At 53.4% G+C, this 22515-nt stretch carries 20 protein-coding genes and 1 pseudogene; 15 read left to right on the top strand and 6 right to left on the bottom strand.

The window, feature by feature from the left end:
* Positions 1-40: 40 nt before the first annotated feature.
* From C3F13_03955 to C3F13_03930, 6 genes and pseudogenes are all read left to right on the top strand, one after another.
* A pseudogene (locus C3F13_03955) lies at positions 41-460 on the top strand (GxxExxY protein).
* Between the two features lie 44 nt (positions 461-504).
* On the top strand, positions 505-2208 hold the full coding sequence (locus C3F13_03950; protein PWB55829.1) for an ATPase: 1704 nt from the start codon (positions 505-507) through the stop codon (positions 2206-2208).
* A gap of 124 nt (positions 2209-2332) precedes the next feature.
* Positions 2333-3310 (top strand): CoA transferase subunit A, encoded by a 978-nt coding sequence (locus C3F13_03945; protein PWB55828.1) that lies wholly within the window; start codon positions 2333-2335, stop codon positions 3308-3310.
* A 13-nt stretch (positions 3311-3323) separates the two neighbouring features.
* A complete protein-coding gene (locus C3F13_03940; GenBank protein PWB55827.1) occupies positions 3324-4100 on the top strand; it encodes a 3-oxoacid CoA-transferase in 777 nt (258 codons plus the stop codon).
* Positions 4030-4398 (top strand): hypothetical protein, encoded by a 369-nt coding sequence (locus tag C3F13_03935; protein PWB55826.1) that lies wholly within the window; start codon positions 4030-4032, stop codon positions 4396-4398. Before C3F13_03940 ends, C3F13_03935 begins: the two co-directional genes overlap by 71 nt.
* Before the next feature lie 3 nt (positions 4399-4401).
* The gene (locus C3F13_03930) at positions 4402-5772 is read left to right on the top strand and encodes a hypothetical protein (GenBank protein PWB55825.1); all 1371 of its coding nucleotides are present in this window, start codon (positions 4402-4404) and stop codon (positions 5770-5772) included.
* Here the strand turns inward: C3F13_03930 and C3F13_03925 are convergent.
* Positions 5769-6641, bottom strand: coding sequence for an LLM class F420-dependent oxidoreductase (locus C3F13_03925; protein ID PWB55824.1), 873 nt, complete (start codon positions 6639-6641; stop codon positions 5769-5771). The genes C3F13_03930 and C3F13_03925 overlap by 4 nt on opposite strands.
* Positions 6642-6709: 68 nt before the next feature.
* On the opposite strand from C3F13_03925, the gene C3F13_03920 reads away from it, so the two are divergent.
* From C3F13_03920 to C3F13_03900, 5 genes are all read left to right on the top strand, one after another.
* Positions 6710-7765: a saccharopine dehydrogenase gene (locus C3F13_03920; protein PWB55823.1), complete on the top strand. Its 1056-nt coding sequence runs from the start codon at positions 6710-6712 to the stop codon at positions 7763-7765.
* Positions 7766-7810: 45 nt separating this feature from the next.
* Positions 7811-8629: a hypothetical protein gene (locus tag C3F13_03915; GenBank protein ID PWB55822.1), complete on the top strand. Its 819-nt coding sequence runs from the start codon at positions 7811-7813 to the stop codon at positions 8627-8629.
* Positions 8626-9099, top strand: a complete 474-nt coding sequence (locus tag C3F13_03910) for a DNA mismatch repair protein MutT (protein PWB55821.1) — start codon at positions 8626-8628, stop codon at positions 9097-9099. The genes C3F13_03915 and C3F13_03910 overlap by 4 nt, the downstream gene beginning before the upstream one ends.
* Positions 9096-10340: a hypothetical protein gene (locus C3F13_03905; GenBank protein ID PWB55820.1), complete on the top strand. Its 1245-nt coding sequence runs from the start codon at positions 9096-9098 to the stop codon at positions 10338-10340. The genes C3F13_03910 and C3F13_03905 overlap by 4 nt, the downstream gene beginning before the upstream one ends.
* Positions 10341-10511: 171 nt before the next feature.
* Complete coding sequence (locus tag C3F13_03900; protein PWB55819.1) at positions 10512-11069, top strand: hypothetical protein; 558 nt, start codon at positions 10512-10514, stop codon at positions 11067-11069.
* A gap of 68 nt (positions 11070-11137) precedes the next feature.
* On the opposite strand, the gene C3F13_03895 is transcribed toward C3F13_03900, so the two are convergent.
* The 5 genes from C3F13_03895 to C3F13_03875 all read right to left on the bottom strand — a co-directional run bounded on the left by C3F13_03895 (position 11138) and on the right by C3F13_03875 (position 18482).
* Positions 11138-15298: a hypothetical protein gene (locus C3F13_03895; GenBank protein PWB55818.1), complete on the bottom strand. Its 4161-nt coding sequence runs from the start codon at positions 15296-15298 to the stop codon at positions 11138-11140.
* Between the two features lie 343 nt (positions 15299-15641).
* On the bottom strand, positions 15642-16361 hold the full coding sequence (locus C3F13_03890) for an isoprenylcysteine carboxyl methyltransferase (GenBank protein ID PWB55817.1): 720 nt from the start codon (positions 16359-16361) through the stop codon (positions 15642-15644).
* 46 nt (positions 16362-16407) lie between these two features.
* Positions 16408-16845, bottom strand: coding sequence for a hypothetical protein (locus tag C3F13_03885; GenBank protein PWB55816.1), 438 nt, complete (start codon positions 16843-16845; stop codon positions 16408-16410).
* Positions 16846-16855: 10 nt separating this feature from the next.
* Complete coding sequence (locus tag C3F13_03880; protein PWB55815.1) at positions 16856-17623, bottom strand: hypothetical protein; 768 nt, start codon at positions 17621-17623, stop codon at positions 16856-16858.
* Positions 17624-17660: 37 nt separating this feature from the next.
* Positions 17661-18482: a hypothetical protein gene (locus C3F13_03875; protein PWB55814.1), complete on the bottom strand. Its 822-nt coding sequence runs from the start codon at positions 18480-18482 to the stop codon at positions 17661-17663.
* A gap of 258 nt (positions 18483-18740) precedes the next feature.
* Here C3F13_03875 and C3F13_03870 point away from each other — a divergent pair, with 258 nt between their 5' ends.
* From C3F13_03870 to C3F13_03855, 4 genes are all read left to right on the top strand, one after another.
* Positions 18741-20315: a 1-pyrroline-5-carboxylate dehydrogenase gene (locus tag C3F13_03870; GenBank protein ID PWB55813.1), complete on the top strand. Its 1575-nt coding sequence runs from the start codon at positions 18741-18743 to the stop codon at positions 20313-20315.
* Between the two features lie 101 nt (positions 20316-20416).
* Positions 20417-20764 (top strand): hypothetical protein, encoded by a 348-nt coding sequence (locus tag C3F13_03865; protein ID PWB55812.1) that lies wholly within the window; start codon positions 20417-20419, stop codon positions 20762-20764.
* A 29-nt stretch (positions 20765-20793) separates the two neighbouring features.
* Positions 20794-21696: a 3-oxoadipate--succinyl-CoA transferase subunit A gene (locus C3F13_03860; protein PWB55811.1), complete on the top strand. Its 903-nt coding sequence runs from the start codon at positions 20794-20796 to the stop codon at positions 21694-21696.
* A 2-nt stretch (positions 21697-21698) separates the two neighbouring features.
* Positions 21699-22469, top strand: coding sequence for a 3-oxoadipate--succinyl-CoA transferase subunit B (locus C3F13_03855; GenBank protein ID PWB55810.1), 771 nt, complete (start codon positions 21699-21701; stop codon positions 22467-22469).
* The last annotated feature ends 46 nt before the right edge of the window (positions 22470-22515 follow it).

Raw genomic sequence — 22515 nt, 5'->3', positions numbered from 1 at the left:
GATAAGAAATAGCAGATAAATAATGAACTCAGAAAATCTTATGAAAGAAAATTATTCAAGTAATAATAATGATTTTGCTCCTATACCATCTCGAACTCAAGAGGTTTCGAGAACAGTTGTAGATGCAGCACTCAAGGTACATACAGTCTTAGGACCTGATTTGTTAGAATCTGTGTATGAAGCATGTTTTGTGTATGAGCTGAAATCTTCTGGTTTACTGGTTAAAAATCAAGTTTCTTCACCTGTCACTTATGAAGGAATCACCATCGATTCTGGATTTCGAATCGATTTACGGGTTGAGAATTGTGTGATCCTTGAACTAAAGTCGGTAGAAAATATCATTCCTTAATATAGGGCTCAACGATTAACATACATGGGATTAACAAACACACGCGAGGGGCTGCTTATAAATTTCAACACAGTTCATTTGAGAGAAGGTAGCAAGCGGCTTGTGTTATAAAAATCCTTTATGTCCGTTGTGTCCTTTGTGGTTATCTATTGTCTATGGTGATGCTAATGAGAGATGAAAATAAGAACATCGGTTATATAGTCGGGGGAGGACTGAAGGAGAACCTGCGCGTCAGGCTAACCATCCCATCGCAAGAGGTGCAGGAGGGGGCGTTCGTGGTGATCGAAAACGGCGACTGGCAGTTCTATGGGCTGGTGGTTGACCTGCAATTAGGCTCAACGGACCCACGCTTCGCTGACGAACAGTCGGAGAGCCGCCTGCCGGTGGAAATGGCGCGCCTGCTGCATGGCCAGACGCTCTTCACCACCCTGGAAGTCCTACCAGCCCTGATGCTTGAGCGTGGGCCTGACCCAAGCTCACCGGAATATGAGCAGTGGCGGGCGAACTTGCAGGAAGAACCGCGACCTCTTCCAGTCAAGACCGTCCCACCCCATCACGCCGAAGTAAGGCTGGCGGAAGAGGGGGATATCGGGGAGATCTTCGGAAAGAGTGATGAGAAGGGTAACTTTGTCATCGGCTATACTCGTGAGCAGAAGCACCCGGTGTGCATCAACCTGGATAAATTCGTCCAACGCTCTGCTGGGGTATTCGGGGCGACTGGCACAGGGAAATCTTTCCTGACCCGCCTGGTGCTGGCTGGCTTGATCCATCACAATGCAGCCAGTGTGCTGGTGTTTGACATGCATAATGAATATGGCTACGATGATACTGCTTCAGACACGGGGTTGCGGGTAATTGGGCTGAAAACCAAGTTCAGTAACCGGGTGAGGGTGGTAGGATTGGGAAGTGGGACACGGATCAGGGGGCAGGCACCCGACTTCAACCTGGAAATCGCCGAGAGTGACATCCAACCGGGTGATATTGAGATGCTGACACGCGAGCTTAATCTAAAAGAAACCACACCAACCACGCTTGAGGCTCTTGTTAGCAGTTTTGGCCGAGATAGGTGGTTTAGAGAATTTAAAGAGATGAAAAACGGTGCTGTGATCGAAACCGATGAGGGGAAAAAGATCCCCGCACCTGACAGCGTGGCAGCCTGGGCAAACCGCGAAGGAGTCAACGTTGCCGCAGCGGAAGGCTTGCGCAGCAAGCTAAACCGCATCTTTGACCAGCCCTACGTGGTTCTTAAACCTGCCCTAGACGGTGTGGGCGAAATCATTAAAGCATTGGAGGCCGGGCAGCACGTGGTCTTATCCTTCGGTGAGCATGAATCTGACCTGGATTACCTACTGGTGAGCAACTTGCTGACCCGGCGAATCCGTGAGGCGTGGGAGAAGAAGACCAACACCTTCCGCACCAAGGGTGGACAGGAACCCCGCCAGCTGGTGATCGTGGTCGAGGAAGCCCATAAGCTACTCAACCGCGAGATGGCTGGCCAAACTGCCTTCAGTACCATTGCGCGCGAGATGCGTAAGTATTACGTTACCTTGCTGATCATCGACCAGCGCCCATCACAAATTTATGATGAGGTCATGTCACAGCTGGGGACGCGCATCTCTGGCTGGCTGGGCGATGAGGATGATATTCACAGCGTGCTGGCTGGGTTAGCCGGCCGGGAAGCCCTGCGCGGCATGCTGTCTCACCTGCAGCCCAAGGAGGAAGTCTTGTTGCTTGGTTGGGGGGTGCCCATGCCACTACCTGTCCAATCCAGGAGGTACGATGACCAGTTCTGGCAGGATCTGCTCAGCAAGAACAAGCTAACCAAAGAGAAGGCGTTGGAGGATTTGGGTTTTGGATGAGATAGAGAATCTAGCAGAGATTTGAAAGAACTCTTTAGAAAAATCGAAGGGTGACTGATGCAAATTGGTGAATGCTGTGTCGTGTAGTTCACTCCTCGTAGTGACATAAAAGTAAGGAGGAAACATGGAAATACTAGAATCTGGTATTGGTGAGATGATCCAGCCGCCCGATATTGAAAGCTTCAGGGAATGGAACCGTACTCATAAATCACGTAAGCTGGTGGATAAGCGGATGAGCGAACAGGAAGCCATCAGCACCTTCGTCTACGACGGCTGTTATATTGGCACGGAGCTGTACGGGACTGTACGTTGCCCGATGTCGATGGCGCGTGAGCTGGTGCGGCAGGGCAAGAAGGACCTGCGCGTGTGCGGCCAAGGGGTGCTTGAGCTAGATTTATGGATGGCGGCAGGTTTGGTGAAGAAGCTGGATATCACATACATCGGGCTGGAGGTTTATGGCACCTCCAATGCCCTGCGCAGGGCGGTTGAGTCGGGGCAGATCGTCACGTGTGTGGAATGGTCAAACGCATCAATCTCCTGGCGCATGAAAGCTACTGCTATGGGGGTACCCTTCCTACCAGCACGTTCCATGCTGGGCACGGATATGATCAAGTACAGCTCCGCTAAAGTAGTCGAGGATCCATTCAGTGGAATTAAGGTGTGCTTGCTACCCGCACTGATTCTGGATGTGGCCATCATCCATGTACACCGGGCAGATCGCTACGGAAATGCCCAGATCGAAGGTATCACTGGTTTTGGGGCAGAAATGGCTCGGGCGACCAAACGGCTGATCCTCAGCGCGGAGGAGATCGTCGATACAGATGAAATTCGTAAATACCCCGACCGGACGATCATCCCCTATTACCTGGTGGATGCCGTGGTACACGCTCCCTTTGGCTCACACCCAGGCGAAATGGCCTATATGTACGGGCGGGATGAGGCAGTGATCCGGGAATGGGTCGAATCGAGCAAAACCGCGGAAGGTGCCAAAGCCTACCTGGATAAATATGTTTATGGTGTAGCGAACCATGAGGAATATATGAAGCTGATTGGCGAAGAGCAGCTTTCACAGCTGGTGGATCAACGGGAAAAGCGGGTGTAAAGGGAGGTGGATAATGACGGACCAAACCTATTCCAAGACTGAGCTGATGATCTGTGTGGCTGCCCGCCTATTCCAGGATGGAACAACGGCGTTTATTGGGACTGGCATCCCTATGCTGGCCGCTATGCTGGCGGCTAAAACGAAAGCCCCGAACCTCGTCCCGGTGTTTGAGTTTGGCGGGCTGGGTGCCATCATGGAAGAGCTTCCCCGGGCAGTTGGAGAGGCACGCACATTTCACAAGGGCCTGGTGGCAGCCGGTATCTGCGAGCTGATGGAAACCGCTCAACGTGGTTTCATTGACTATGGGTTCCTGGGTGGAGCGCAGATTGACCCATACGGTAACCTGAACTCCGTCACCATCGGTGATCATGATCACCCCAAAGCGCGCCTGCCCGGTAGCGGGGGTGGCAATGATGTGGGAAGCCAATGCTGGATGACGGTGGCAATCATGCAACACGATAAACGACGCTTCGTGCCCAAAGTGGATTTTGTGACCACACCGGGGTACCTGACGGGTGAGCTGGCTCGTGAGAACGCGGGCTTGCCCCGGGGCACCCGGCCGATCAACGTCGTCTCCACCCTGGCATTGATGGATTACGACACTAGACCAGGAGGCAGTTATCGCATGCGTCTGGCAGCCACTCATCCTGGCGTTAGCGTGAATGAAGTGATCGATAACACTGGCTTTGAGCTGATCATCCCTGAGCATGTACCCATGAATGAGCCACCCAGCGCCGAGGAGCTACGGCTGTTGCGGGAGGAGATTGACCCGGAAAGGTTCTATATTTGAGGCCCATATGGGAGAGTACATTTACCTGATCCATCCCCTGCGGCATGAGTTCTTTGAGAGCCCCACAGCGCTTGAAAATGAAATGATGGATGCCCATTATCAATATCTAAAGCAAGCTGTGGATAAAAAAATTATTTTATTAGCAGGCCCTTGCCTGGATGAGACCTTCGGTGTGGTGGTGCTTAGAGCGGGGAGTGAAGAGGAGGCGCGCCAATTTATGCTGAACGACCCATCGGTGCAGAGCAATGTGATGATGGCAGAGCTCCATCCCATGAAGGTTTCGCTGAGAGGTTGTTAGCCTATGCTGGTAGCGATCAGCGATATCCACCTGGATGATGGCACGTGTGGGAAATCACTATCTCCCAACACGTTTCGATTCTTTCGTGATCGGCTGGAGCAGCTGGCATACTCGGCATCCTTCCGAAAAGATGGGGATTACCGACCACTGGAGAGAATTGACCTGCTTCTATTGGGAGACATCTTCGAGTTGATCCATTCCACCCGCTGGCTGCAGGATGAATCAGGTCTACCAACCCAGGTACGCGCCTGGATAAACCCTGAGAAAGCTGAATTAGCTGAAAAGATACAGGAAATCACCCAGGCAATCCTGGAGCATAACCATGAGTCGATGGCGATCATGCGTGAGATGGCCAGGGGCGAAGCGATCTCATTACCTCCAGCCACATCCCAGGGAAAGCCCGCGGATAAGGCGAGTGAGCGTATGCCAATACCGGTTAATACCTATTACATGATTGGCAACCATGACTGGTTTTATCACTTGCCCGGTGAAGTCAATCACCATACCCACCGATTGCTCATCGAATCAATGGGCTTACAAAATCCGCCTGCGCCTATCCCTTATGAGCCACATGATTGGGACGAGCTGGCCGCGTTATTCGAAAAATATCGGGTTTTTGCCCGGCATGGAGACCGCTACGATAAGTGGTGTTATAACTCTGACCTGGGACGTGATTCAGCCACCCTCGGGGATGCCTTCTCAATTGAATTGGTGACACGTTTTCCCATGGAAGCAGAAAAACAACTAGGTGGCAGCCTGCCAAATGACTTTTACCGTGGCTTGCACGAGATGATCAACGTGCGCCCCAACGCGGCTGTCCCATTATGGGTGGGCAGCCAGTTACGCAATTATGGTGTACCAGTAAAAGTAGAGCAAATCCTAAAAGGAATTTGGAATGAACTGGTATCTGAATTCCTGCAGCTGGATTTTGTTCGCAGCCAGGATAACCATTGGAATCCCTTTTATAATGTAGATGAGCTGGAATTGGTGCTCAGGCTGACACGTTGGACTTCTATTGAACATTTCAATAAGATGATCCTACGGTTGAAGAAGAAAATATTCGATAGTGACTGGTCATTTGTAAAACATGCCATGAAGGAGAATGCTTTTACCAGCCGGCAGGCAGATTTTATCGTTTACGGGCATACCCACCACCACGAGATCATTCCCTTGGATGTATATACCCGGAATGGGAAGGATAATTACCAATACCTGGTGAATACGGGGACCTGGCGCTCGTACTACGACCTCACACGCTACCACCCCGAACAGCAGAAATTCTTGCCTTTCCAGCTGATGAGCTACCTGGCTTTCTTCAACGGGGATGAGCGCAGTGGCCAGCGCCATGAAGCCTGGCTGGGTAAGCTGATCTAAGTAGTTAATCCGATCGCAGTAGCAAAGCTCTGTAAAGCAGATAGATGCTTCAAGGGGGTGTCATTTCCCATTCCCATGGTATTGACAGTAAGGTGGGACGCACCTAATTCCTCACAGGTATGAGTGAAATCCTGCCAGGCTTCAAGCCCGACAAGGCTTAGATTGAGACGCAAGTCGATACCGAAACTCGTTTTATCCCGGGAGGCTTCCTCCAGGTAGTTAGCCAATTTATCCAAGGCAGGTCGAGCTTGCTCGAGGGAGCGAATGTTCAGCATCCAGCCATCACCCATACGCGCCATACGCTGGATAACCTTGTCATCGGTACCGCCGAACCAGATGGGGATGGGTCGCTGGACTGGCAGGGGGTTGAGTCCCGCATCAGGGATGTTGTCGAAGCGGCCTTCAAATTTCACCAAAGGTTGAGTCCATAACAGCCTGAGCAGCTCTACCTGCTCTTCCATGCGACGGCCGCGAGTATGGAAGTCTTCTCCCAAGGTGATATATTCAACTTCATTCCAGCCGTTACCCACCCCCAGGCGTAGTCGACCCTGGCTGAGCACATCCAGGGTGGCAGCTTGCTTGGCTACCAGGGCAGTCTGGCGTTGGGGCAGGATGAGGATGCCGGTGGCAAACTCGATGCGCTGGGTCAGCCCGGCCAGGAAACTGAATAGCACAAACGGCTCGAAGAAGGCGTGTTTGAAAGTGTATGGTCCGGTCCAGCCTCCTGGACGTTCAGGGTTGGCTCCCAAAACGTGATCATACGCGTGCATGTGGCTGTAGCCCAGCCCTTCGACCGCCTGGGCATAATCACGCACGGCAAGTGGATCAGGTGGAAACTCAGTTTGCGGAAATACTACGCCAATCTTCATGGCAGACCTCCCTTAAACAGGATTATGATTAAGCGAATTTTACTCGACTATACTTCAGGATTATGGCAATGTCTCAACCATTTCTTCTTTATGGCTCCTATGGTTATACAGGGTCGCTGATCGCCGACCTGGCTGTACAGCACGAGCTCCAGCCGATCCTATCCGGCCGGGATAACGCGCGCCTTGTAAAGCAGGCTGACCGGCTTGGCGTGAAATACCGCGCCCTGTCGGTAGATGACCCGAGGGCGCTGGATGTTGCAGTTAGCGAAGTGCCCCTGGTGCTGAATTGCGCCGGACCTTTTTCACGCACTTACCAGCCAATGGTCGAAGCATGCCTGCGTGCTGGCCGGCACTACCTGGATATCACGGGTGAGATCCCGGTGTTCGAAGCACTGGCAGCCAAGGATCATGATGCCAGGGAGGCGGGCGTGATGCTGCTGCCAGGTGTGGGTTTTGACGTGGTCCCGTCGGACTGCCTGGCAAGCCATTTAAAACGACGTCTTCCCGATGCCACTCAGCTAACGATTGCCATCCTGGGGTTGGGTGGTGGGTCATCGCGCGGTACCATGCTGACGAGCATTGAGCACCTGGCTGAGGGTGGTGTGGTACGCCGGGATGGGAAGCTGCTTCGTGTGCCGCTCCTCGGGCAGGTCAGCATGTTTGATTTCGGGCGTGGACCGCGGGCTGCCCTGAACATACCCTGGGGGGATGTCTCTACAGCTTACTACAGCACTGGTATCCCTAATATTGAAACGTACATGGTTTTCTCCAAGCGTATGTGGCGCATGGTGCCTATCCTCCGCCTATTTGTAGGGCTGTCCGGCTGGCCAGTCGTCAAGCGGCTCTTCCGGTGGATGGCGTTGCAGTCACCTCCTGGACCTTCAGAAGAGCAACTTCGAACTGGGCTCAGCCGTCTCATAGGCATTGCCAGCAATCCAGCAGGGCAGCAGGTTATATCAAGGTTGGAAACACCGAATGGCTACCAGCTCACCGCTGAAACGGCCGTGGCGATCGTGGAGCGGGTGCTCAAAGGCGAGCTCAAACCCGGCTTTCAAACGCCCTCCCTGGCGTATGGAGCGGACTTCATCCTCGAGTTTGAAGGTGTGAAGCGGGAGGATCTATGAATGGATATGGGGAAGCGTATGTAAAACCTTGTGAGAAGTGCAGCCATGGATAAGCTCGGTGCCCTCATTGCAGTCGGGTTAACTGCTGAGATCTTCGCCTGGCGGGAAGGTTGTGTGCTCAAGCTTTTCAGGCTGGGCCGCTCGCCTCAGACTGTGGAATATGAGGCGCGGCTCAGCCGCGCCGTGCATGCCACCGGTCTGCCTGTTCCGGCAGTGGGGGATGTTATCGAGATGAATGGCCGGTTTGGGCTGGAGCTGGAGCGGGTGGATGGACCGTCGATGACAGAGATGCTGATCCGTAAGCCGTGGAAGCTGCCCCTATTTGCCCGTCAGCTCGCTAACCTGCAGGCCGACATGCACACCCGCCAGGTGCCCGAGCTGCCATCTCAGAAGGAGTGCTTGATTAGCAAGATCTCAGGGGCCGAGAAGCTCCCTGAACAGGTGCGCCAGGCTGCGTTCTCTGTGGTAAACCAGATGCCGGAAGAGAATCAGCTCTGCCATGGCGATTTTCATCCCGGTAATATCCTGCTGACAAGGCGAGGGCCAGTGATCATTGATTGGATCGATGCCTCACGCGGCAGCCCACTGATGGACGTGGCACGCTCGAGCCTGCTATTTGGGGGTGGGCGCCTACCTTCAGGCTTCCATGGCGCTCAGCTGCTCAATATCATCCAGCGACCGTTCTACCAGATCTATCTGCGGCGGTATTTTCAGCTCAATCCCATCGAGGGGAAGCAGCTTGAAGTGTACATTCCTGTGGCGGCTGCCGCACGTATGGACGAAGGCATATATTTCGATGAAGACAGGCTGTTAGCACTTGCTCGTCAGCTAGTGGATAAGGATCAATCAACGAGGTATCAATGAAGCTAGCCACACTGTGTTACCTGCGGCGCGATGGACAGACCCTGATGGTGCACCGCATCAAGAAAGCCAATGACATGCACCAGGGCAAGTGGAACGGACTGGGCGGCAAGCTGGATCCCGGTGAGATGCCGGAAGAATGTGCTGTGCGCGAGATCTACGAAGAATCAGGCTTGCGAGCTCGTCACCCGCAGCTCAAGGGAATCCTGACCTTCCCAGCCTTCGATGATTTTGAGGACTGGTATGTGTTCGTGTACGTCGTGACCGAATTCACGGGCGAGCTGATTGACTCGCCAGAAGGCAACCTGCAGTGGGTGAATAATACCGAGCTTACCTCGTTGCATTTGTGGGATGGAGATGCCATCTTCCTCACCTGGTTGGATCGGCCGGGTATCTTCTCCGCCAAGTTCAGCTATAACCAGGGCAGGCTGGTCTCGCACGAGGTGGTCTTCTATGGACAGGGTGGGGCATGACGGTTTACCCACTGTCTGCGGTCAGAACCATGGCCTTGCATGCCCAAGGATTGACCCGACCCAACGCGGCTGATACAACGCCGGATATAAGGGACATCAAACGGATGGTTGAACAGCTGAATTACGTGCAGATCGATACCCTCAACCTGATCCAGCGCGCCCAATACATCGTATTATGGAGTCGCCTGGGCAGCTACACGCCCACTGACCTCGACCGGTTGGTCTATGTGCCGGAGGAACGTGTCTTATTCGAGGGCGTGCAGGGGGTAGCAGCCATCCTGCCGCTGAAGGATTACCGTTACCAGCTGCCCGAATTTGATAAGAGGCGAGAGGGGTTGGTCAGATGGTACACCAAATGGCTGGACCAGCAGGGAAGCCATGAGCTGGTGTCGGTGGTGTATGAACGCATTAAGCAGGAAGGGGCGTTGAAAGCCTCGGACTTTGTATACGATGGGCCGCGCCGGGGAAGCTGGTGGGATTGGAAGCCAGCCAAGGTCGCCCTGGAGTACCTGTTCACGCGGGGTGATCTGATGATTGCCAACCGGGTGAACTTCCAGCGCGTGTATGACTTGACGGAGCGGGTGCTGCCAGGGTGGGTGGATACCCGCATGCCGAGATTGCAGGAACGCGACCGATATTGGATTGAGCAGGGACTGCTGGCGTTGGGTATCTGCCTGCCGAACCAGATCGCCGAATACGCCTATCACATGCGCCGGGCATTACCCAAGGGAGTGAGACAGGAGCTGCTGGATGAAGGTGTGATCGTGCCGCTTCAGGCGGTGTTGGCGGATGGTCAACAATATGAGATGGTGGTGCACCACGGACAGCTGCAAATCATGCAGCAGGTGGCAGATGGAGCTATCCGGGCAGAGCGCACAACCTTCCTGAGCTTCTTTGATAACCTGTTCTGGTGCCGGGGCAGAGACCTGCAGGTGTGGGGCTACCGGAACATCATTGAGTCCTACGTGAAGGCCGAGAACCGGAAATATGGCTATTTCTGCCAGTCGATCCTGCATAAGGACCGTATCGTGGGGCGCTTTGATCCCAAGCTGGAGCGGAAGACCAGTGTGCTGCGTTTAAAAGCGTTATACCTTGAGCCAGGGGTCGCACCAGATGAGGAGCTGGTGGCGGGGGTGGCCACCGCGATGCGAGATTTTCTGAGCTTCCACAAGGCAAAAGAGCTAGTGATCGAGCGGTCAGAGCCGTGTGAGTTCGGGGAGAAATTGTTGAAGAGCATATGATAATTTTTAATCGTGTAGATGTGGTTGAAAGTAGGGGCGTAGGGGAGGATTTGTTCAAGCACCACATAGAATTTCACCCCTACGCCCCTAAGATGTACCTTTCCAACTATAGTTATGATCCATAATAGAATGACAATATTTCCATCAAAATGAATGGAGTATCGTTTTATCATGGTTGATGCACCAAAATACCACCGACGGTCAATTCGTATGAAGGGCTATGACTACTCCATGGAAGGCGCGTATTTTGTTACGATTACAACTTTTCAAAGGAAGTGCCTGTTTAGTGAAGTTGTTAATGGAGAGATTCGATTAAGTTCTTATGGTCTGATTGCTCATGAGCAATGGAACCGATTGCAGAAAAGATTCCCTCCGTCAGAATTTACTACATTTGTAATCATGCCGAATCACATGCATGGAATTATTCATCTTGTTAGGGGCGCAGGGCAGGTATCCAAGATGGGTCATGAGAAAATCCCCTCCCTGCGCCCCTACAGCGACCATAATGTTACTCCGGGTTCTCTAGGAGCCATTGTGAAGGCGTATAAGGCATCGGTGACGTATCGGATCAATGCTATACGCGGTTATACAAATCCGCCTGTCTGGCAGCGGAATTATTATGAGCATATCATTCGTAATGAAAGGGAGTATAAGCAAATTACGGATTATATTGAAGCTAATCCCGCGACCTGGATAGAAGATCGATTTTATGTGCCGGGAATCATTTAGGTGGGGCGTTGGGGAGTAATTTGTACATATGTCACTTGGGATTCCACCCCTACGCCCCTACATGACCATCACGGCAGCCCGAACTGCGTGCGCTCGCCCTTCGTAAGATCGCGGAACACGCAGCACTCTTTGGCGTAATCGATCAACTCCTGGGTGGACTGCCAGGCGCGGTGGAAGGTCATAAAACACTCATTTGTGCATCCACCATCAACGATTAATTTTCCATCGGGAGACCAATCCACACTATAGATCGCAAGGCTGATAAAGCTCTGCACCACTTGCCCAGTGGCGAAATCCCACACAAATACCTGACCATTCCCATCCCCTGACATCAGGCGCTTGCCATCCGGCGACCAATTAACATCCCACACCTCGCCGGTATGTGCTGCGAAGGACTGAATCTCTTCCCACTTGTTAGTGTCATAGATACGTACCATTGATTCAGAGTAAGTTACTGCCATGTACTTTCCATCTGGTGACCAGACCCCTGAAATGGTCATGCCGTCCTGGCTGGGGATCTCGCGCACCAGCTCACCCGTGTGGGGGTCGAAAATTCTCAATGGTGTATCACCACCAGTATAGTTACAGCCGACTACGAATAATTGACTATCCGGCGAGAACATCGGTCGCGCCAAGTGACAGTCGTAATCTGGGGTGCGCGCGATCTCCTCTCCTGTATTGGGGTTCCATATCACCGTAAAATTGGGTTGAAAACTAGTACTCGCCACCATGCTACCATCTGGAGACCACCCGGATGAAGGATAACCCATAGTTTGTGTTGGTGTGGCTGTTTTCAATTCCACAAGTGTCTTACCGGTTTTAATATCAACTATTACGGCATTCCAATTTGGGTCGGTTTCTAGACCTCCAACGATGCGTGTACTGTCTGGTGACCAGCCAATTAAATGGCCCAGGTTTGTTATCACGGCCTGGTAATCATTCGCTGAATCGCGAACCGCACAACTATCAACCAGATATCTCCCGTCCGGCGACCACATTAAATCACACCAATCTATAGGTGGAACCGTTGAGAATGGCAGGATGGGAGGTAAAACGGATAAGTCCCAAACGCGTATATTGTTAAGGCTGGTTGCCAGATAACGACTATCTGGAGAGAAATCCAGTGCCCACCATTTGCTGTTGATGGTGAGAACCAGCCTCCCCTTGCTGGCTTCCCATAGGCGGACGGTTCTATCACCAGAGTTAGTGGCTATATAGCGTCCATCTGGGGACCAATCCATGTCAATGATTCCCCCAGTATGTCCCTTTAAATCCCTGTACTTCTCTCTGAGTGTGGTATCCCAGATTTCCACACTCCCATCAGGATAACCAACCGCCAGATATTTGCTATCCGGAGACCAGCTAAGCCTATAATCAATTTTAATGGCTGGATCTGAAAAGTCAGGAATATTTGTGAGAGGCTCTCCAATGGTCAGGAGTACTTTGCCACTGGCAATATCCTGGATGACCACCGTGTCATCACGGGAGATGCTTGCAAAGCGTGTGCCATCGGGGGAAAAGTGGACATCCATGACATCAACAGAATGTACGGGGTACTCATGGAGCAGGGCGCCTGTTTCGGCATCCCATAGGCGGCATACCCCATCCATACCGCCTGTCAGCAGCATTTGACCGTCTGGTGACCAATCCAGCGAGAATTCACCACTTGTCGTTAGGGATAAAAGCAAATCTCCACTCGTTGTATCATATACGAGGAACTTGTTATTCGTTGACTCAACCGAATCACCGGTTACGAACGAATCATTGGTTACCAATGCTAAATGACTGGAATCGGGAGACCAGGCAATCCCATGGACTTCAAGCCCAACAACAGGGAGAATCATGCTCAACTGATGGGTAGCTACATCAGCAATAGCAAAGTTATTATTGCCAACTACACCAATAATGCCTCCGACAGCAATGTACCTCCCATCCGGTGACCAGGTAATAACACGGGCATCTTGAGCAATGTTGCTAAATCCTAAAATATCCTGGTAAGGTAATGACTCTTGCACAGCCCTGGCCAGGGCAGCCTCCGCCTGGGGCGTGTAGGGATATTGTTTCAGGGCCTCTAATGCCAGCAAGACGCCCCTTTCCGGCAGTGAACCATCCAGCTCGATCAATGCCTGAGAGGCAAGACCGATAGATGCCTGGCGTAGGGCTGCCTGGCGTTGAACAAATGCGAAAGCAGCCAGGGCGAGGGAAACCACCAGGCCAGCAGTCAGCCCGATGATGGTCCACTGTCTTCTGCGCTGGCGCTCTTTTTGCTGCCTGACCTGCAGAGCCTGGCTGGCCTGGATGTAACCGGTCTCGGCCGGGTTCAGCTCACTGCTGCGTTGGGATAGCCAGTCCTGGGCCACAGCCAGGGGTGCCCCGGCAAGTAAAGCTCCTTCATCTTGCCCGCTCTCCTGCCACTGGCGCAGTGAGCCCCTCAAGCGCTCCTGCCAGGCCCTGAAAGCGCGGTCGGCGTTCATCCACTCCCAGAAACGCCCCCAGCGCTGGATGAGGGCCTCATGCACCACCTCGGCAGTCTCGCGACCCAGGGCATCGCGCCCGGTGACCACCAGGCGGCGGTCAGCCAGGTACTGGATCAGCTTCCAGCTCTCGTCGCCCAGCTCGGCGTGGGTGGCGATACGGCGGGTGTCTTCGGTGCCTTCCCCGGGCTGCACCAGCTGCACGAAGACATGCCTGGCAAGCTCCTGCTCATTTTCATCCAGGTCAGCAAACACCTGGTCAGCATAGGCCGCCAGGGCACCTTCCACGCAGCCCATGGCTTCGTAATCAGCATGGGTGAGCCAGCCATCGGTCTGGCGCTCCCACAGTTGGGTGAGGGTGAATTCCAACAGCGGCAGGTTGCCGGGCTTCTGGCCCACATCGTCCAGGATGCGTTCTACCAGCCCCGCCTCGAAGGCGGCACCTTGCAGCTCAGCAGGTTTCTCGATGGTGGTGTGCAGCTCCTGTCGAGTCATGGGCCCCATCAGCAATGTGGCTTCCTGCAGGGCGTCAGCGAAAGGCCGGTGGAGCAAAGCCTGGCCCATGAAGTCGGCCCGCATGGTGAGCAATATGATTGCCAGACCAGTTTTACTGTTTTTGGAGGTTTCCACCGTCGCCACCAGCTCATCGATGAAAGCATTCTGTAACCCTGCATCCGGGCACAAGGTATACAACTCTTCGAACTGGTCAACTACCAGCAACACCTGCTTCGTGCCCGGTGAGTCCTTCAGGATGCGCTCGAGCACCTTCGCCAGGTGCACTTCCTTCTGGTTGGTAAGCTGCTCTGCCAGCTTGCTGGTCTCGGTCAGGTGGTCCATCTTGCTCAGGTTTGGCTCGAGGAGCTCGATCACCGCATCTGACAGGCTGTAGAATGGCTGCGTGCCTGGCCTGAAGGTGGCGAACTGGTAGCTGCCCAGATTGCGCAGGCGCGGCAGCAACCCGGCAAAGATGGCGGAGGATTTGCCTGAGCCCGACGACCCCAATATGACTGCCACCAGCTTGTGGGTGGTGACAGCTTGCTCCAGGGCATCCACGAAAGTTTCTCTCCCGAAGTAAAATTGTGCATCCCCCTCCCGGAAAGCCGCCAACCCTTTATAGGGGCAGGCACCCACCTTACGGCGTGGGCGGGCTGAATCAGGGGGTAGCACCTCCAGGGAAGTGAGGGGCGGAAACTCGGAGGGTAAGCCCTCGATCACCAGCTGCTGGATGTGCTCGGGGCGATGGATGTCTTTAAGCAGGTGGCGGCCTAAGTCGAGCAAGGATACTCCCTGAGGTAGCTCATCTCGCACCAGGGCAGTGGTGGTTTCGGAAAGCAGCACCTGCCCACCATGGCCCACGTGGGCGAGGCGGGCAGCGCGATGCACATCCATGCCGGTATAGCCCACCTCACCACTCCAGGGCTCCCCGGTGTGGAGGCCCATCCGAACGCGCACGCTCAATCCATCTGGCCAGGCCTGCTCGGCTAGATTACGCTGAGCTTCTACGGCAGCATTAAGCGCCTGTGTGGCACGGCTGAAGGCCACAAAGAAAGCATCGCCCTGAGTGTCGACCTCGTGGCCATCCCAATGGGTAAAAGCCTCGCGCAGGAGGCGGTGGTGCTCTTCGAGCAGGCTGGCGTATTTATCGCGCAAGCGGTGCAGCAGCTGGGTGGAACCCTCGATGTCGGTGAAGAGAAAGGTGACCGTGCCTTCGGGCAGGTCGGAGAATGGAAGTTGAGGTGATGGTTGGATATTCATCGCACTCCTCCCTGTGTTTGCGGTAAAAATCCGGTTTATTGGTTGAAGATATTTATTCGAAGCTAATCCCCGCGAATATTATTAGTTTGATTATAGCACTGAACTCATTTTATATTAATATATTGTGTTGTCCTGAAGTTAATGCTTATGTATTAATTTCGGGTACGAAGGCGTTGGTGTAGCACCCACAGGTTTCAAAGGTGGTTACATTTATTGACAAGGGTGAACTATTCTGGGGCAGCATACTTAGCACGTTTAGCTGGTATCGCAGCGAAAACCCAATTAACAAGCGATTTGGCTAGGACGAGTCCAATCCTTATTCGAGGCTGTCATGTTTGCCATATCAATAAATCCCTGGGAACAGCCTATAGCGTACCTGTTGAGCATACTCACTGTAGCCGGGTAGCTCAGCCTGCAGCGTACGATCCTCCAAGGATGTCCTTATGAGAGCGATGATCAATGCCGCTAAGGCTGGGATGATCGTCCACAACGAGCTCAGAGCGAGCACGATACCTGCCAGCGGAAGGATATTGCCAAGGTAGCCTGGATGGCGTACGATCCGGTATGGACCTGTATCACAAACTACGTGCCCACGCTCGACCTGGATGCGCACGACGCTGGAAAAAAAGCGGTTCTCAACCAGCGCCCACACGGCCAGCGTATATCCAAGGCCGCTTAGGATGAGCCCGAGCAGATTGAGCCAGATCGGGAAGGGTGGCGACCAGCGAAAGCGGTGATCCAGACCGGCCACGATTAATAACGGGAAGGCGACACTCACCGCCATCAGCGGGGCAAGGATCTTATCCCAGGACTTCACATCGGGGGCTTTTTCGTATTGTATGCGCTCCTCCATTAGCCCGGGGTGGCGACGCTCGGCCCACATACGTCCCCCCACGCCGGCCGCGAATACAAGCATCGAATAGATCCAGGCCTGCCACCAGCTGAGATCCCAAGCACACGCGAACAGGGTGATTGGAATGAGCAGATAGGTCAGGATCAGCTTGAACCAGGTGCGAGAATCCGCAGCTGGTGAGGATGGTTGGCTGGTGGTATTCAGCGGCATGTGAGTCTCCCCTCTACTTGTGAGTCATCCGATGAAAAGATCTTATTCAGCTCGAGGCTATGCGCTGAATTTCTCGATCCGGATCCAATACCGGGCGTTGGAAGCGTAAGTTGGGCACCTGTAAGTTAACCGTGCGGATACGCTTATTCAACTGGTGGGCTTTTTCTCTAAAAGCAGCCTGGGCGCGCCCCCACTCCATTGCAGCCGCATTTGCAGTTGATGTCTGTGCGAAGCCAGCCTGGTAAGTTGCCCAGGCCAGGCGAAGCTCATTTCGAGCAGAATCCAGCTGGCTATCAATATCTTTAATCTCTTCGATCCACGGCAGGGAATAGCCTGAGTCCTTTAGCATTTTGTAGGCCAGCTCCCACTCGCGGTCAGCGTGTGGGTTCGATTCTTCAAGACGCAAGGGCTTGCCCTTTCCGGGTAGGTTGTCGAACTTACCGTCTGCCATGGCCTTACGCAGCAGCTCTTCTATGTTGGGCATTTGGGGATCTCTAATAGCGGCGTTTCAGCTCAGACACTGGCAGAAATACCACACCCTCCGATGCCTCTCCCAGGCCAGTGATCTGATCGGGATGGGTGACCGCTTGCCAGGCTGTGTAGGCGGCTGCCAGGGCATCAAGCTCGCCGGTTGTGTATATCTGGATGGTCGAAAAGTCACCCTGCAGTATGTTTTGAGGGGTAATGCCTTTGACGAAATCCATCGGGTCATGCACGGAAAGCTTGAGTTGATGAAGCACCAACTGCCTTTGCAGGCGGCCTTCCAGGGTATGCTTGGGCAGAGGCGCATGACCCAACAAGGAGCAGAAACAAGCGTGTGGGTAGACTTCCAGCCACTGCAGGGCTGACTCAGGCGAAGGGTACGCAATGAAGCCCATTTGCTCCAATCGGTGATAAAGGTGGAAGCCCACCTTCATCCAATTGGGGCAAGCTTTCGCGTCGGAGGGGGTCTTATAACAGCTGATATTGTGTTGGCGTAGCAGGTATTCAGCAAGGCGAAAGTTCGTCCAGCGCCCCGGACGGGGGGGAGGATTGAGGCTATCGCGCAGCTCGCTACGCTCCATCAAGCGCTGGTTTGGCCGACGGGGAGCGCACACCGCCACCACCGACTGGTGTTGGCCGGCAGTGAAAGCCAGCACTTCTTCGACGTTGCCACTGCCTAACGCAGTCAGGTTCAGGTCAGAGTCCAAGGCGGCATAGGAAAATGGCCTGCGCCCGGCGGTGGGGTCGATGCCAATAAAGGAGGAACCACTGAAGAACATGCTTGTTTTATATCACATAATTCACGGGTAGATTAAGTTATTTTGCGAATTCCAGGCTGACCTCGATTTCACCTGGAGTCACCGTCCCTGGAGGGGCGTCGCGCACGATCAACTCGCACCTGGCGGGGTTTAACACCACCTGGATCGTGGTGGACTGGATGATCTTGTAGTTAAAGTTCTGGGCGTCTTCGCAGGTGATGTAGACGTTGAAGGCACCTTTAATCAAATTGGCGGTGAGGTTATAGATTCCCGCCATGGGAATATTGAACATATAGTCGGTGCCTTCGAATTTATTGTGGATGGTGAAGGGGGTGGTTCCAATTGTCCAGAACTCATACCTGTCGGCTGGATTTTGCGAATATATGTAATGATCTCCCACGGTAATATCTTGTTTCCAGGGGATCCACGATTCGCTGTTGGGATTACAGCTCACCTTATAGGTCTTGTCGTCTATCCAGACCTTACCATCCGTGGTATCAGCTGGGTCGCACAGCAGGTGGACGTTGGCCACCCCAAAGAGAGACATGGCATAAGGGGTCTTATTCGTCCAGGGGGTGATCTCACCTGAACCGGAGACGATCAGCGACGGGGTGATTACTCCTTCGGTCTGGAGAGATTGGGAGGTGGGTATCGGCGATGGGGCAACAGTTGGAAGGGTTGCCTGGGTGGGTGCCGTAGCTTGTTGGGTAGCTGGTTGGTTGGGCAGGCTGGCCTGTTGGGTAAGCTGCGTCATCATGGAATTGACCTGGTTGACCAGAGCCTGATTAGTGGCTTCCAATTGGGTAGTGCTCGAACCCTGGCAGCTGGTTAGGATCAATGCTGAAAGGATGAACAAGACAAAAGAAGCGGGCGTTTTCATTTTATCTCTCCTGGACTGAATTCATTATTTGATACATTATTTCCCCTATTAATCTGCATGATCATCACAAGATCGCCACACAATATGCAATTTATATTGCATATTCTTGAGTATCTGTAACTATAATTTACACCACTTAACCTATTATGACAATAGGTAACTGGTTAATCCAGCCTCCTAAAACATTAAAAAAAACTATTTTGACGAGAGTGCATCCAAATGCTATACTACACCCACTTATTGTTAGGAGGAAAAACAATGGACAAGAGTTTTAAGCTTACATACGCCACCATGTTCAATCCCCCAGAAGAATTGCATACGCAATTTGATGGAGCCCTGGCTAGGCTGAAGGCCGGGTTGGGGCAGGAATATGGCATGATGATCGGTGGGAAAGACCGCTTTTCCCCTGAAAAGATTGAAGACCGTTCACCGACCAACACGGATATCGTTTTAGGATTGTTTCAAAAGGGAGGAGCCAAGGATGCGGTGGATGCTCTGGCAGCTGCCCATAAAGCTTTTCCAGTGTGGAGCCGCTTGCCTTGGCAGGAGCGCGTGGTCTTGCTTCGTAAGGCGGCTGACCTGATCGGCGAGCGGATATTTACAATTTCCGCAGCCCTTTCAATGGAAGTGGGCAAAAACCGCATGGAGAGCCTCGGTGATGTGCAGGAGACCGCTGACCTGATCTCTTTCTACTGTGACGAGATGGAGCGCAATAAGGGTTATATCGTGGAAATGGGTAAAGACCCGCTGGTGGGGTACACTGCCAGGAATATTTCCATCATGCGCCCTTACGGCACCTGGCTAGTGATCAGCCCGTTCAACTTCCCCGCCTCACTAACCGGTGGACCGGTGGGAGCTGCCCTGGTGGCGGGGAATACTGTGGTAATGAAACCTGCCTCGGATACCCCGTGGGTGGTGCGGTTAATCGCCGAGTGCCTGCGTGATGCCGGCCTGCCTGATGGGACCTTCAACTTCGTCACAGGGCCGGGCAGCACCCTTGGACAGGCCCTGATTACCTGTTCGGATGTAGACGGAGCCACCTTTACCGGTTCTTTCAACGTGGGGATGGGCATCTATCGCGATTTCTCCAACTGCTCATATATCCGGCCGATCATACTTGAGCTGGGTGGCAAAAACCCGGTGATCGTGAGCAAACATGCCGACCTGGAAAAAGCTGCCACTGGTATCATCCGCTCAGCATACGGGTTACAGGGCCAGAAATGCTCGGCAGCCTCGCGGGTGTATGTGGAAGCTCCTGTTTATGATCAGCTGACATCCATGCTGGCGGAGCGCATCAACAAGCTGGTGATCGGTGACCCAACACGGCGGGAAGTTTACTTAGGGCCAGTTGTCAACCGTAATTCTTACAAGGATTTTTTGAATTACACCGAGGAGCTTTCGCAAGCTGGCACCTTCCTGACCGGTGGCAAGGTTCGCACCGAAGGCGAATACAGTAAGGGTTACTTCTGCGAGCCGACCTTGGTTGCCGATGTACCGTTTGCTCATCACCTGTGGAAGGATGAGATGTTTGTTCCAATCACTACCATTGGGAGAGTCAAGAACCTGGAAGAGGCCATGCAGCAGGCCAATTCGGTCAATTACGGTCTGACGTCCGGTTTTTACGGGGCCGAGGATGAGGTTGAGTGGTATTTTAACAACATTGAAGCAGGTGTGAACTACGCCAATCGCCCGCAGGGCGCTACCACCGGGGCCTGGCCAGGTTTTCAACCTTTTGGAGGTTGGAAAGGCTCAGGCTCCACAGGCAAGAACGGGGGTGGGCACTATTATCTACCCCAATACATGCACGAACAAATCCGCACCGTAATCCGCTGAGCATTGCGTGGCACTGGTATTGTTGAATTTAGGCTGATAGCGTTAACTAGCGAAACTTATCAGGAAAAAACGGCAAATAACAGAGGGGCGCAGGGAGAGGATTGAAATCCTGTTTTATAATTTCTCTCGCACGCCCCTACGATTTTCTATCGGATTGCGATTACAATTCTAGTGAGGAGAATATTCCGGTCAGCAAGAGTAAGATTGGCAGGTTCTTGTTATTCATTGGCTTGATCCTTCTGGTGGTATTTTTTGCCATGGACCAGGCCCAAAACCCATCGTATGGGTATTTTTGTGCGGGAGTGGTGATTGTTTTGCTGGGTGGGCTGTTGATGCTGCGCGGCCAGCCACCACCCGCTGAGAGCATGCGTTTCCGCACCTTGCGTAAATGGCGTGAACAACAACGGCAGAGAAAAGCCGAAAAGAAAAATCAGCCTTATGAGCACTGAGCTATTCATGATAGGAGGCCAACAACGTTATGTCTAAAGTAATCTCGCTTGGTGAAGCGGTACGCCAACACGTGAGGGATGGCGACTTGGTGTATGCGGCGGGTTTCACCCATTTGATCCCATTCGCCGCCGGGCATGAGATCATCCGGCAGCGCAAACGCGAATTAACCCTCGCCCGTGCCACGCCTGATTTGATTTATGACCAGATGGTAGCAGGAGGGTGTGCTCGTAAAGTCATCTTCTCCTATATGGGCAACCCTGGGGTAGGTTCGCTGAGGATTGTGCGGACAGAGATTGAAGCTGGTAAATTGGAGTGGGAGGAATACTCACATTTCGGGATGATTTCACGCCTGCAGGCTGGGGCTACCGGCTTGCCGTTTATGCCAATGAACCCCACTGCCGCCGGTGACCTTGAAAAGGCCAATCCAAATTACCGCACGGTGCAGGACCCTTACAGCGGAGGTGACGTGGTGGTGGTGCCAGCCCTCAAACCGGATGTAGCCATTGTGCACGTGCAGCGGGCGGATGCGGACGGTAATGCTCACATTTGGGGCATCATCGGAGAACAGAAGGAGGCGGCTTTTGCTGCAGAGCGGGTTATCTTAACCGCCGAGGAGATTGTTGATGAATCGATCATCCGTTCTGATCCCAACCGGACGCTCATCCCGGGATTTATCGTCGATGCAGTGTGCCTGGTGCCCCATTGTGCCCATCCCTCTTACACCCAGGGCTTTTATGATCGGGATAACGACTTCTACCTGAAGTGGGATGAGATCAGCAGTAACCGTGACGCCACGCTGAGTTACCTTGATGAATGGGTGTACGGAGTTCGTGACCGCGATGAATACTGGGAAAAGCTGGGTAGTGAGGTGCATCATCGGTTAAAGATAGACAGCCGGCCCAGCGCTACCGTGGATTATGGGAAATACTAGACATGGCCGACTACACATCTCCTGAACTTCTGACGATTAATGCTGCCCGCCTGCTGCGTGACGGTGACCGGGTTTTCGTGGGGGTGGGTTTACCCAACTTGGCTTGCAACCTGGCACGCCGTACGCATGCCCCAAACCTGTTGATGATTTACGAGGCGGGAGTAATCGGTGCTCAACCTGCCCGCCTGCCCCTTTCCATTGGTGACCCAACCCTGGTCAGCGGGGCATTAGCGGTATGCAGTATGTACGATATTTTCGCCTTCTACCTGCAGCGTGGCAATGTAGATGTGGGCTTTATGGGTGGGGCGCAGATTGACCGCTACGGCAATATCAATGCTACAGTGATTGGAGACTATCAACACCCCAAGGTACGCCTGCCTGGTTCGGGCGGCTCGATGGAGATCGCTGCTTGGGCGAACCGCTGCTACCTGCTGACCCCCCATTCCAAACGACGCTTCCCTGGTAAACTAGACTTCCGTACTTCCGCTGGATTTTTAAGCGGAAGGGAGGAGCGGAAGAAAGCCAACCTGAGAGGAGGCGGCATGCTGGCGGTAGTGACCGACCTGGGATTGATGGAGCCGGACGCGACTGGTGAGCTGATATTGACTGCGCTGCATCCCGGCGCTACGGTGGAGCAGGCACGTGAGAACACCGGTTGGGACCTTAAGGTGGCTGAGACCCTACATATTACGGAATCACCCAGTGCTGAAGAGCTGCGTATCCTGCGTGAAGACCTGGACCCGCAGGGTATCTATTTGAAGGGTGGCGCTTGACCAGGATTACTCGTAAGATCTCGATCCGATGATTTCACTAGTTGGT

It is taken from the genome of Anaerolineales bacterium (assembly GCA_003105035.1).
GTDB lineage: Bacteria > Chloroflexota > Anaerolineae > Anaerolineales > UBA4823 > FEB-25.
This window is presented reverse-complemented; position numbering and strand designations above follow the sequence as displayed.